The 12,257-nt window shown below is 72.8% G+C and carries 8 protein-coding genes; all 8 read left to right on the forward strand.

All coding sequences use genetic code 11. From position 1 onward, the window contains the following. The first annotated feature begins 2 nt into the window (after positions 1–2). The 8 genes from ACIHFE_RS01360 (at position 3) to rpmA (ending at position 12,137) form a co-directional block, all read left to right on the forward strand. Entirely contained in the window at positions 3–1,520 is a 1,518-nt protein-coding gene (locus ACIHFE_RS01360) for a CHAD domain-containing protein (RefSeq protein ID WP_400103343.1), read from the forward strand. A gap of 94 nt (positions 1,521–1,614) precedes the next feature. Then, entirely contained in the window at positions 1,615–3,540 is a 1,926-nt protein-coding gene (locus ACIHFE_RS01365) for a TIGR03960 family B12-binding radical SAM protein (protein ID WP_400103345.1), read from the forward strand. 370 nt (positions 3,541–3,910) lie between these two features. Further along, positions 3,911–4,666: a hypothetical protein gene (locus tag ACIHFE_RS01370; RefSeq protein WP_400103347.1), complete on the forward strand. Its 756-nt coding sequence runs from the start codon at positions 3,911–3,913 to the stop codon at positions 4,664–4,666. Positions 4,667–4,870: 204 nt separating this feature from the next. Beyond that, positions 4,871–6,295: a tyrosinase family protein gene (locus tag ACIHFE_RS01375; RefSeq protein ID WP_400103349.1), complete on the forward strand. Its 1,425-nt coding sequence runs from the start codon at positions 4,871–4,873 to the stop codon at positions 6,293–6,295. Positions 6,296–6,462: 167 nt separating this feature from the next. Continuing rightward, positions 6,463–7,233 (forward strand): TIGR03936 family radical SAM-associated protein, encoded by a 771-nt coding sequence (locus ACIHFE_RS01380; protein WP_400103351.1) that lies wholly within the window; start codon positions 6,463–6,465, stop codon positions 7,231–7,233. A gap of 219 nt (positions 7,234–7,452) precedes the next feature. Continuing rightward, a complete protein-coding gene (locus ACIHFE_RS01385) occupies positions 7,453–11,313 on the forward strand; it encodes a ribonuclease E/G (RefSeq protein ID WP_400103353.1) in 3,861 nt (1,286 codons plus the stop codon). A 234-nt stretch (positions 11,314–11,547) separates the two neighbouring features. Next, a complete protein-coding gene (rplU, locus tag ACIHFE_RS01390) occupies positions 11,548–11,868 on the forward strand; it encodes a 50S ribosomal protein L21 (protein ID WP_351476150.1) in 321 nt (106 codons plus the stop codon). A 14-nt stretch (positions 11,869–11,882) separates the two neighbouring features. Continuing rightward, the gene (rpmA, locus tag ACIHFE_RS01395; RefSeq protein WP_400103356.1) at positions 11,883–12,137 is read left to right on the forward strand and encodes a 50S ribosomal protein L27; all 255 of its coding nucleotides are present in this window, start codon (positions 11,883–11,885) and stop codon (positions 12,135–12,137) included. The last annotated feature ends 120 nt before the right edge of the window (positions 12,138–12,257 follow it).

Here is a 12,257-nt window from a genome sequence, read left to right on the forward strand (position 1 = left end):
GCATGGCGGACACGCTGCGGGAGATCGAGCGGAAGTACGAAGCCGACGGCGGAACGCCGGCGCTCCCCGAGCTGAGCGGAGCCGGGCCGGTGACGGAGACCGTCCAGCGGGAGACCGTCGAACTGGACGCCGTCTACTACGACACCGCCGACCGCCGCCTGCACGCGGCCGGCATCACCCTGCGCCGCCGCACCGGCGGCTCCGACGCCGGCTGGCACCTCAAGCTGCCGGTCGCCCCCGGGGTACGGGACGAGATCCGCGCCCCGCTGACCACCGGCCGGGTGCCGCGCGCCCTGTCCGCCCTGGTCCGCTCCCGCACCAGGGACGCGGCCCTGGTGCCGCTGATGCTCATCGCCTCCCGGCGCCACCCGGCGCACCTGCTGGACGCGGACGGCGCCCTGCTCGCCGAGGCCACCCTGGACACCGTCATCGCCACCCGGCTGGACGGCACGCTGGGCACCGCCCGCTGGACCGAGGCCGAGCTGGAACTGGCCCCGGGCACCGACCCCGCCCTGCTGGACGAGCTGGAGCCCCGGCTGCTGGCCGCCGGGCTGCGCCCGTCCCGGTCACCGTCCAAACTCGCCCGCGCCATAGCCGAGTTGGAGCCCCGCCCGGCCACCGCCGACGGCCCGGACCGGCCCGCCGGACCCACCGCGGGCCGGGCCGTCCTGGACCACCTCCGGCAACAGGCCGCCGCCCTGGTGGAGCTGGACCCGGGCGCGCGGCTGGGCACCGAGGACGCCGTCCACCAGATGCGGGTCGCCACCCGGCGGCTGCGCAGCGCCTTCCGCTCCTACGGCAAGGTCCTGGACCGCCGGGCCACCGACCCGCTGGGCGCGGAACTGAAGTGGCTGGCCGGCGAACTGGGCGTGGACCGCGACCGGGAGGTGCTGGTGGAACGGCTGCGCGACCGGCTGGACGAACTGCCGCGCACCCTGGTCCGCGGCCCGGTCCGGGCCCGGGTGCGCTCCTGGTCCGGGGCCCGGCGCACCGGCTCCCGGCGGCAGCTGGCCGCCGTCCTCAACGGCGGGCGCTATCTCGCCCTGCTGGACCGCCTGGACGCCCTGCTCGCCGACCCCCCGCTGCGCAAGGCCGCCGCCCGCCCGCCGGAGGAGGTGCTGGCCAAGGCGGTGCTGCGCGACTACCGGCGGCTGGCCGGGCGGGTGGAGCAGGCGCTGGGCACCGATCCCGGGCCCGGCCGGGACACGGCGCTGCATGAGGCCCGTAAGGCGGCCAAGCGGGTCCGCTACTCCGCGGAGGTGCTGGGCGGGGACGCCGGCCGGTTCGCCAAGCGGATGAAGGCCGTCCAGACCCTGCTCGGCGACCACCAGGACAGCGTGATGGCCCGCTCCGCCCTGCGCGAGCTGGCGGACGCCGCCCAGGCGGCGGGCGAGCCTGGGTTCACCTATGGGCTGCTCTACGGGCGTGAGGAGCAGTGCGCGGCGCGGGACGAACGAGAGCTGCCCCAGGTGTGGGCCGCGGCCTCGGAGGAGCGGTGGCGCAAGGGGTGGGCGGTGTGAGCCAGGTCCCGTGAAACGGGCGGCCGGGGTGGGCTCGCGGGCACGTTACCCTTGAGGGTCACCCCTTGCCCGCTCACGAGAGACATCGTCGCGCATGCCTGTCGAATCGGTCTTCCCGCGCCTGGAAGCCCTTCTTCCGCACGTTCAGAAGCCGATCCAGTACGTCGGTGGCGAGCTGAACTCCACCGTTAAGAACTGGGACGAAACAGACGTCCGCTGGGCGCTGATGTACCCCGACGCCTATGAGGTCGGCCTGCCCAACCAGGGCGTCATGATCCTCTATGAGGTCCTCAACGAGCAGGAGGGTGTGCTCGCCGAGCGCACCTACAGCGTCTGGCCGGACCTGGAAGCGCTGATGCGCGAGCACGCCGTGCCGCAGTTCACGGTGGACGCGCACCGGCCGGTGTCCGCCTTCGATGTGTTCGGCCTGAGCTTCTCCACCGAGCTCGGCTACACCAATATGCTCACCGCCCTGGACCTGGCGGGCATCCCGCTGGATGCCAAGGACCGCACGATGGACCACCCGATCGTGATGGCGGGCGGTCATGCCGCGTTCAACCCCGAGCCGATCGCCGACTTCATCGACTGCGCCGTCATCGGTGACGGCGAGCAGGCCGTGCTGGAGGTCACCCGGATCATCCGGGAGTGGAAGAGCGAGGGCCGCCCGGGCGGCCGCGACGAGCTGCTGTTCCGCCTGGCGAGGACCGGCGGGGTCTACGTCCCCAGGTTCTACGACGTGGAGTACCTGGCCGACGGCCGGATCGGCCGGGTCGTCCCCAACCGCTCCGGTGTGCCGTGGCGGGTGTCCAAGCACACCGTGATGGACCTCGACGAGTGGCCCTACCCCAAGCAGCCGCTGGTCCCGCTGGCCGAGACCGTCCATGAGCGGATGTCCGTGGAGATCTTCCGCGGCTGCACCCGTGGCTGCCGGTTCTGCCAGGCGGGCATGATCACCCGCCCGGTCCGGGAGCGCTCCATCACGGGCATCGGCGAGATGGTCGACAAGGGCCTGAAGGCCACCGGCTTCGAGGAGGTCGGCCTGCTGTCGCTGTCCTCCGCCGACCACACCGAGATCGGTGACATCGCCAAGGGCCTGGCCGACCGGTACGAGGAAGACAAGATCGGCCTCTCCCTGCCGTCGACCCGGGTGGACGCCTTCAATGTCGACCTGGCCAACGAGCTGACCCGCAACGGCCGCCGCTCCGGTCTGACCTTCGCCCCCGAGGGCGGCTCCGAGCGGATGCGCAAGGTCATCAACAAGATGGTCTCGGAAGAGGACCTGATCCGTACCGTGGCCACCGCCTACGGCAACGGCTGGCGCCAGGTGAAGCTGTACTTCATGTGCGGCCTGCCCACCGAGACCGACGAGGATGTGCTGCAGATCGGCGACATGGCGGTCAATGTGATCGCCAAGGGCCGCGAGGTGTCGAAGTCCAACGACATCCGCTGCACGGTCTCCATCGGCGGTTTTGTGCCCAAGCCGCACACCCCCTTCCAGTGGGCGCCGCAGCTGTCCGCCGAGGAGACCGACGCTCGGCTGGCGAAGCTGCGCGACAAGATCCGCGGCGACAAGAAGTACGGCCGCTCCATCGGCTTCCGCTACCACGACGGCAAGCCGGGCATCGTCGAGGGCCTGCTCTCCCGCGGTGACCGCCGGGTGGGCGCGGTGATCCGGGCCGTCTACGAGTCCGGCGGCCGCTTCGACGGCTGGCGCGAGCACTTCAGCTACGACCAGTGGATGCGGTGCGCCGCCGAGACGCTCCCGCCGCAGGGCGTGGACGTCGACTGGTACACCACCCGCGAGCGCTCCTACGAGGAGGTCCTGCCCTGGGACCACCTGGACTCCGGCCTGGACAAGGACTGGCTCTGGGAGGACTGGCAGGACGCGCTGGACGAGACCGAGGTCGAGGACTGCCGGTGGACGCCGTGCTTCGACTGTGGGGTGTGTCCGCAGATGGACACCGCTATTCAAATCGGTCCGACCGGTAAGAAGCTGCTGCCGCTGACGGTCGTCAAGTAGCGTTGTAGCGAGATCGAGTGGATGTGACATAGCTCACTGAAGCGTTGGATGGCCCCTTGCCTGGTTCGGGTAGGGGGCCATCCGCGTATGGCGGGGGGAGTGCCGGCGAGCGTCGGCGGGTGGGGCGGCTACTGCTGGGCCCGGCGAGGACGTCAGCGTGCGCCTCGTCCGGCCGCCGTGTGCCGGTCGCGGGCGGCGGTGAACTCCCCGGCGGCGGCCCGTACAAACGGCCGCAACCGGCGGCGGCCTGTGGTGAACAGGGCGCGCCCGGCGGGTCCGTCACCCCGTCGGGCCAGGAAAGCGGCCGCCCGGGTGCGAGCGGGCCGGAGACGTGGCAGCGTCACGGGAACCGGTTCGTGAAGGGCAAACGGTGGTGCGTGTGGTCGTCGCCGCGGGGACACGGTTCGCTCAGCCCTGGGGGGAAGCCGGCCTCGGAGCGTATCTCGGACTGCTGCTGATCGTGGCGGGGACGCTGGCCGGCGCCTGGTCGGGGCGGCGGTGGTCGCATCGCTCGACGGTGCTGCTGGGGGCCGCGTCCGGGGTGCTGCTCGCGGTGGCCGGGGCCGACATCGTGCCGCACGCCCTGGACGAGGCGCACGCGGCGGGGCTTTCCGTCTGGGGCGTGCCCATTGCCGTGGTGACGTCCTTTGTCCTGGTCTCGGCCGGGCACCTGCTGCGTGGGCGGCGTGTGCCGGACCGGATCCCCAGCGCCGGAACGGCGGTCGCCCTGGTGCTGCACCGGCTGGTGGAGGGTATGACGGTGGCCCTGCTGGTCTCGGTTCCCGTTGTGGCCGCGCTGGTGGTGCATTCCGTCAGCGAGGGACTGGCGTTGACGGCGGTCCTTGACGCGCGGGGCCGGCGGCGCCTGGCCCCCTGGCTGGTCGTCATCTGCCTGAGTCCGCTGATCGGCGGCTGGGCCACCGGCGTGGCGTCGGTGCCGGAGTGGGTGCGTGTGCTGCTGCTGGCCGCGGTCGCGGGGGTGCTGCTGCGGGGTGCCGGCACGGTCATGGTCCTGGCCCGGCGTGGGCGGCCGTCCGGACCCGGACTCCGTACGGGGTCGCCCGCGCTGCTCGCGCTCGGCTCGGCCGTCGTCGTCACCGCGGCGGCCGTGCTGGTGCTGCGCTGACCTCGGTCCCGGCGGCTGAGTTGCGAGCCCGGGAGCCCATGCGACTCTGGAGCAAATACCCGCGTACCGGAATATCCGGAACATCCAGCCTGCCGTTGTCGCGTCCTCCCGGCGGGCAGAGCCGGCTGCCGGTTGCGATCACCCCCTCATCGGAAGGGCGGACCCATGGCCGGAACCGTTCGCGTGCGTCGTGACACCACAAAGATGACGGACCCCTGGGACGAAACGCTCCTGTGGTACGCCCGGGCGGTGGCGACGATGCGGAGCAAGCCGGACACCGACCCGACCAGCTGGCAGTTCCAGGCCAATATCCACGGTTCGCCCGACGGGCCCGGCAGCAACCCGGAATGGGACAACTGCCCGCATGGCGGCTGGTTCTTCCTGCCGTGGCACCGGGCCTATGTCTACTGCTTCGAGGAGATCGTGCGCAGTGTCATCAAGGACCAGCTGAACGGCCCCGACGACTGGGCACTGCCGTACTGGAACTACACCCGTGTGACGGACGGCAACCCGGACAGCCCGGGATCGCAGGAGTGCCGTCGGCTGCCGAAGTCCTTCCGGAGCCAGGACTGGCCCGACGGCAGCGGGAACAACCCGCTGTACCTGGCGCCGCCCGACGGCCGCAGCCAGGGTGCCGCCGACGGAAGACCCGTCGGCTGGACCGAGGTCGACCCCCGCGAGGCCATGGCGGCAGCGCTCTTCACCGGTGTGCAGTACTTCGGCAGCGCGGACACCGACAGCCAGCTGATCCATCTGAACGGCCAGTCGGGCCTGCTGGAGAACCGGCCCCACAATCTGCTGCACAACTACGTCGGCGGCGTCATGGGGCAGATGATCTCCCCACAGGACCCCATCTTCTGGCTGCATCACGCCAACATCGACCGTCTCTGGGCGGCCTGGCTCGCCGACTCCTCCCACACCAACCCGGCGGACACCAACTGGCTCGGCTTCGGCTATGCGTTCCGGGACGCGCAGGGCAATCCGGTGCGGTTCACCTCCCAGGACCTGCTCTCCGAGCAGGGGCTCGGATACTCCTATGAGTCGCTGACCGACGGGACCGGAGCGGAAGCCGCCGCCCGCGGAGCCACACTGCTGGCGGCCGCCGCCAACCCGCCGGAGCGTCCGGTGGCCACCACCGGCGCCTCCGGCCTGGGAACGGAGGCGCTCGCCGTCCGGCTGACCCCGGAGCCCGGCGACCCCGTCGCCGCCCTGGCGGAGGCCGCTCTCCCGGAGACCGAACCACGGGCCATCCTCACCATCGACGGCGTACGCGCCGACAACCCGCCGGGAACCAGCTACCGCGTCTTCGTCGGCGCCCCCGAGGACAGCAGGGGGGACCTCGACCCGGAAGGCCCCTACTTCATCGGTCACATCAACTTCTTCGGCGCGTCCGGCAAAGACGCCCGGCATCACGGCGGTACCGGGCTCACCTTCCGGTTCGACATCACCGACCACCTGTCCAGGCTGCGCGCACAAGGGCTGTGGAGCGGCGACGCCATCCCCCCGGTCCATATGACGCCCGCCCCGCTCGGCCCGCCGCCACCCGAGGCCCCCGAGGCCGCGGCCCCGCCGCTGATCCATCCCGAGTCACGGCCACGCTTCGGCAGCGTGTCCCTGACCACCACCTGAGGGGCCGGGGCCCGGCCGGCGGTGGCCGGGTGCGCGCCGGTCCGGGCCCACCCGCCGGGGCGCGCACCCTTCCGAGGCACGTAGTCTTGGTAGCAGTACGACCGCACTCACGAAGGACGAGACCACTGGGCAAGCGACAGCCCGAAGGCCCGCCGCCCGCACCGGCGGTGCAGCGCATCCGACTGCGCTACACCAAGCGCGGCCGCCTCCGGTTCACCAGCCACCGTGACTTCCAGCGCGCCTTTGAGCGGGCCCTGCGCCGCGCCGAGGTGCCGATGGCCTACTCGGCGGGCTTCACCCCGCACCCCAAGGTGTCGTACGCCAATGCCGCACCCACCGGCACCGGGAGCGAGGCCGAGTACCTGGAGATCCAGCTCGCGGAGGTGCGCGACCCCGCGCGGCTGCGCGAGCTGCTCGACGAGTCCCTGCCCGCCGGGCTGGATGTCGTCGACGCGGTGGAGGCCCGCACCACCTCATTCGCCGACCGGCTGGAAGCCTCCGTCTGGGAGCTGCTGCTGGAGGGCGTACCGCTCGCCGAGGCGGAGAAGGCCGTGGCGGCCTTCCTGGCGGCGGAGAGCGTGCAGGTGGAGCGCCGGACGAAAAACGGGTTGCGCAGCTTCGACGCACGGGGCGCGGTGCTCCGTCTCGAGGCCACCGCGGCTCCGGCCGATAGGCCCGGCGACGGACCCTGTGCGATACTGCGGCTGGTTGTTCGGCATGAGACACCCGCCGTTCGACCCGACGACGTCCTGTCCGGTCTCCGCGCTGTGGCCGACCTGGCGCCGCCGGTCCCCGCAGCGGTGACCAGGCTGGCGCAGGGGCTGCTCGATGAGGAGTCCGGAATGGTGACCGACCCGCTCGCGCCCGATCGCGACGCCACCGCAGCCGCCACATCAACGGCCGCCGGGGCAGCCACGGTCCCGGGAGGATCGGCGTAAGGACGGCCGTCGCCGCGCTGCCGCCGCGCCAGGGAGCCACCCGGGTCCGGCAGACGCACTGACCAGGAGACTTTCGCCGGTGCCGATGCAACGGACCCGGCGAGCGAGACGACAGCTCCCGTGCGGCGACCGCGCCCCGGACGACGGCCCGCGCATGACGCGGGACGGCGGACCGGAATCAGGCGCGGCGCCCGGGAGCGTGACGGGAGAACCGCCCGCATGCTCGAATCCATTGAGCCCAGCGAGCCCGGCACCGCCGGGAACCACAACGAGAACAGCCCGAGCGACACCCTGCCGCCGCGCCGCCGCCGTCGTGCGGCCTCGCGCCCGGCCGGACCGCCGGTGACCGCCGCCGCGGCCGAGACCCCGGCGAGCGACCCCAACCCCGCCGGTGAGCCGGCCGGGACCGCGGCGCCGGAGCCGGCCGCCGAGACCGCCGCCGAGACCCCGGCCCGCCCGCGGCGCCGTGCCACCCGCCGGGCGAGCGCTCCGACCGGTGCGCCCAAGGCCGCCGAGGCCGTCGCCGAGCAGCCTGCCGCCGAGGAGCCTGCCGCCGAGGAGCCCGCGGCCGAGGAGGCCGCGCCGGCCCGTTCGCGTCGCCGGGCCACCCGTGCTGTGTCGGCGCCGGAGAGCGCCCCGCAGGCCGAGGCCACCGCCGAGCAGCCCGCCGCCGAGGAAGCCCTTGCCGAGGAGGCCGCGCCGGCGCGCCCGCGTCGCCGGGCCACCCGCAAGGCCATGGCGCCCGAGGCCGTCGCCGGGGAAGCCGTTGCCGAGGAGGCCGCGCCGGCCCGTACCCGCCGTCGGGCGGTCCGTGCGGCCGAGGCGCCGGTGAGCGAGCCGGAGGCCGTGGAAGAGGCGGCCCCCGCCCGTCCGCGTCGCCGGGCCACCCGTGCCGTGTCGGCGCCGGAGAGCGCCCCGCAGGCCGAGGCCACCGCCGAGGAGCCCGCCGCCGAGGAGGCCGCGCCGGCGCGTACCCGCCGTCGGGTCACCCGTAAGGCTGAGACTCCGGTGAGCGAGCCGGTGGCCGTCGAGGCCGAGCCGGAAGAGGAAGAGATCGAGGAGGCCGCGGAGCAGGCGCCGGAGCCGGCCAAGCCCGCTCGTACCCGCCGCCGCGCCACCCGCAAGGCCACCGCCGAGGCCGAGGCCCCGGCCGTCGAGCCGGAGCAGGCCCCCGCCGAGGAGGCCCGCCCGCGCCGTACCCGCCGCCGTGCCGAGGCCGCGGCCGCCGCATCGGCCGAGCAGCCCGTCGAGGAGGCGCCCGCCCGGGGCCGCCGCCGTGCCGCTCAGCTGCCGCCCACCGCCGTGTTCCAGGCGCCGGTGTTCACCGAGCCGATGTTCCAGACGCCGGAGACCGCCGCCGCCGCCTTCGCGGCGGAGGAGGTCAGCCCCGCCGAGCAGGCCGAGGAGCAGCCCGCCGCCCGTCGCCGCCGTCGCCGTCGTGGCGAGGCCGCGGAGGTCACCGAGGCCGCCGTGGCCGCGCCCGGCGTGGTCGCCGAGGAGCCGGAGACCGAGGAGGCCGAGGAGGAGCCGGAGGCCGCCGAGGCCCTGGTGTCCGAGGAGGAGCAGGGCGAGCGTCCCTCGCGCCGCCGTCGCCGGGGTGGACGTCGCCGCCGTCGGGGCGAGGCCGCGGAGGCCGAGGCCGGCGAGGAGGAGCAGCCGGAGGAGGCCGAGGAGGCCGAGGAGCTGGAGGAGGCCGCCGAGGCGGGTGCCGGGGAGGGTGTCTCCACCGCCGGCAGCCGTCGCCGTCGCCGCCGTCGCCGCCGCAGCGGGGAGCCGCTGGAGGCCGAGGTGGGCGCCGACGAGCCGGAGCGTACGGTCGTCAAGGTCCGTGAGCCGCGCGAGCGCAAGGCCGAGGGCGGCACCGGCTTCGACGAGGTGCAGTCCATCAAGGGCTCGACCCGGATGGAGGCCAAGAAGCAGCGCCGCCGCGAGGGCCGTGAGCAGGGCCGTCGCCGGGTGCCGATCATCACCGAGGCCGAGTTCCTGGCCCGCCGCGAGGCGGTGGAGCGGGTGATGGTGGTCCGTCAGCAGGGCGACCGCACCCAGATCGGGGTGCTGGAGGACAACGTCCTCGTCGAGCACTTCGTCAACAAGGAGCAGGCCACCAGCTACGTCGGCAATGTGTACCTGGGCAAGGTCCAGAACGTGCTGCCGTCCATGGAGGCCGCCTTCGTCGACATCGGCAAGGGCCGCAACGCCGTGCTCTACGCCGGTGAGGTCAACTTCGATGCGTTGGGCATGGGCAATGGCCCGCGCCGGATCGAGGCCGCGCTGAAGTCCGGCCAGTCGGTGCTGGTGCAGGTCACCAAGGACCCGATCGGCCACAAGGGCGCCCGGCTGACCAGCCAGGTTTCGCTGCCCGGCCGCTACCTGGTGTACGTGCCCGAAGGCTCGATGACCGGTATCAGCCGCAAGCTGCCCGACACCGAGCGGGCGCGTCTGAAGCAGATCCTGAAGAAGATCGTCCCCGAGGACGCGGGCGTGATCGTGCGCACCGCGGCCGAGGGCGCCAGCGAGGAAGAGCTGGCGCGCGACGTCCAGCGCCTGCAGGCGCAGTGGGAAGAGATCCAGAAGAAGTCCAAGCAGATCTCCACCAGCTCGCCGAGCCTGCTGTACGGCGAGCCGGACATGACCGTCCGGGTGGTCCGCGACATCTTCAACGAGGACTTCTCCAAGGTCATCGTGAGCGGTGACGACGCCTGGGAGACCATCCACGGCTATGTCTCGCATGTCGCCCCCGACCTGGTCGAGCGGCTGCAGAAGTGGACCTCGGACGTCGATGTCTTCGCCACCTACCGGATCGACGAGCAGCTGATGAAGGCGCTGGACCGCAAGGTCTGGCTGCCCAGCGGCGGTTCGCTGGTGATCGACCGGACCGAGGCGATGGTCGTCATCGACGTCAACACCGGCAAGTTCACCGGCCAGGGCGGCAACCTGGAGGAGACGGTCACCAGGAACAACCTGGAGGCGGCCGAGGAGATCGTGCGCCAGCTGCGGCTGCGCGACCTCGGCGGCATCATCGTGATCGACTTCATCGACATGGTGCTGGAGTCCAACCGGGACCTGGTGCTGCGCCGCCTGCTGGAGTGCCTGGGCCGGGACCGCACCAAGCACCAGGTCGCCGAGGTGACCTCGCTGGGTCTGGTCCAGATGACCCGCAAGCGGGTCGGCCAGGGCCTGCTGGAGTCCTTCTCCGAGTCCTGCGTCCACTGCAACGGCCGTGGTGTGCTGGTGCACATGGACCAGGCGTCCACCGTCGGTGGCGGGGGCGGCGGCAAGCGCGGCAAGAAGAAGGGCAAGGGCGCGGCGCCGGAGGCGTTCGAGGCTCCGGAGGTCATGGAGGCCCCGCAGGCGCCCGAGGCCGAGGAGGCTCCGGTGCTGGAGCCGGCCCCGGTGACCGAGGCCCAGCTGGTGCCGGCGATCAGCAGCGGCGAGGAGTGGTTCGGCAGCCCGGGCGAGGCCGAGGCGGAGGCCATGCGTGCCGCCGGGCGCGCCGGGCGGACCCGTCGCCGGGTCAGCCGCAAGGTGTCCGCGCCGGCCGGTCCGCCGAAGGCGGCCGAGGTCGAGCCGGAGATCGTGCTGGAGGCGCCGGCCCCGGTGCAGCCGGCGGCCGCCGAGGTCGCACCGGCCGTGGAGGCCCCGGCGGCTCCCGAGGCCGCCGAGGTTGTGGAGGCCGTCGAGGCCGAGGCGCCGGTGGCGCCGCCGGCCCGTCCGCGCCGCCGGGTGACCCGGAAGGCGTCCGCTCCGGCGGGTGCCGCGGAGGCCGCGGTGGTTGTGGTGGCGCCCGCCGAGGCCGCCGCACCGGCCGAGGCCGCTGAGGCTGCCGAGCCGGCGGAGGCCGGGGAGGCCGAGGAGGCGGCTCCGGTCAAGAAGACCGTCAGGAAGACCGCGGCCAAGAAGACGGCGGCCAAGAAGGCCACCGCCAAGAAGGCCCCGGCCAAGACGGCGGCGAAGAAGACGGCGGCGAAGAAGACCACCGCCACCGCCAAGAAGGCCGCCGCCAAGAAGACGACGGCCAAGAAGACCGCTACCAAGAAGGCGGCCGCCAAGAAGGCGGCGCCGGCGGCGGCCGACGAGTAGGGGTCGCTCCGCAGGGGGCGCCGTGTCCGCACGGCGCCCCGCCACGGGGCCCGGTTTGACCCCCTCGACAAGGCCCCGTAAGCTCGTTCCTCGGCGTCTGTACGCCTGCCTTCTGAGCAAATACCTTCCGGCCCGGCCGGAAGAGGCCGCTCATCCACTCGGACCGTCATGGGCTTCCCGCCCGTGCGAGCGGCTGGCATCAGAGGTCCCGTTCCTAGCGAGAGAGAGTTCCGCGTGTACGCGATCGTGCGCACCGGTGGTCGCCAGCAGAAGGTTGCTGTCGGCGATGTCATCGAGGTTGACCGTATTTCCACCAGCAAGGTCGGCGAGACCGTCGAGCTCTCCACGCTGCTGGTCGTCGACGGTGACGCGGTCACCAGCGACCCGTGGGTCCTGGCCGGCGTGAAGGTTCAGGCCGAGGTTGTCGACCACCACAAGGGCGACAAGATCCGGATCCAGAAGTACAAGAACAAGACCGGCTACAAGAAGCGCATCGGCCACCGTCAGCTGCACACCGCGCTGAAGATCACCGGCATCGACGCTCCGGCGAAGTAAGGGACTGAGAAGACATGGCACACAAGAAGGGCGCATCGTCCACTCGGAACGGTCGCGACTCCAATGCCCAGCGGCTCGGCGTGAAGCGCTTCGGCGGTCAGCTCGTCAACGCCGGTGAGATCCTGGTCCGCCAGCGCGGCACCCACTTCCACCCGGGCGCCGGTGTCGGTCGCGGTGGCGACGACACCCTGTTCGCGCTGAACGCCGGTGCGGTGCAGTTCGGCACCCACCGTGGCCGCAAGGTCGTCAACATCGTTCCGGCTGCCTGATCACCTGATCCAGGCGCCGTAGAGCGATAGCGAGGGCGGACCTCCCTTCCCCGGATCGGGGAAGCGGGGCCGCCCTCGCTGCGTTACAACAGAGACAATCCCGTAAGTACCAGGAGGCAC

This window comes from Streptomyces sp. NPDC052396 (assembly GCF_044593195.1).
Taxonomy (GTDB): domain Bacteria; phylum Actinomycetota; class Actinomycetes; order Streptomycetales; family Streptomycetaceae; genus Streptomyces.

Bases quoted from the DNA above. Each gene is read 5' to 3' on its own strand.
- ACIHFE_RS01360 (WP_400103343.1), top strand. From the start codon at position 3: ATGGCGGACACGCTGCGGGAGATCGAGCGGAAGTACGAAGCCGACGGC.
- ACIHFE_RS01365 (WP_400103345.1), top strand. From the start codon at position 1,615: ATGCCTGTCGAATCGGTCTTCCCGCGCCTGGAAGCCCTTCTTCCGCAC.
- ACIHFE_RS01375 (WP_400103349.1), top strand. From the start codon at position 4,871: ATGACGGACCCCTGGGACGAAACGCTCCTGTGGTACGCCCGGGCGGTG.
- ACIHFE_RS01385 (WP_400103353.1), top strand. From the start codon at position 7,453: ATGCTCGAATCCATTGAGCCCAGCGAGCCCGGCACCGCCGGGAACCAC.
- rpmA (WP_400103356.1), top strand. From the start codon at position 11,883: ATGGCACACAAGAAGGGCGCATCGTCCACTCGGAACGGTCGCGACTCC.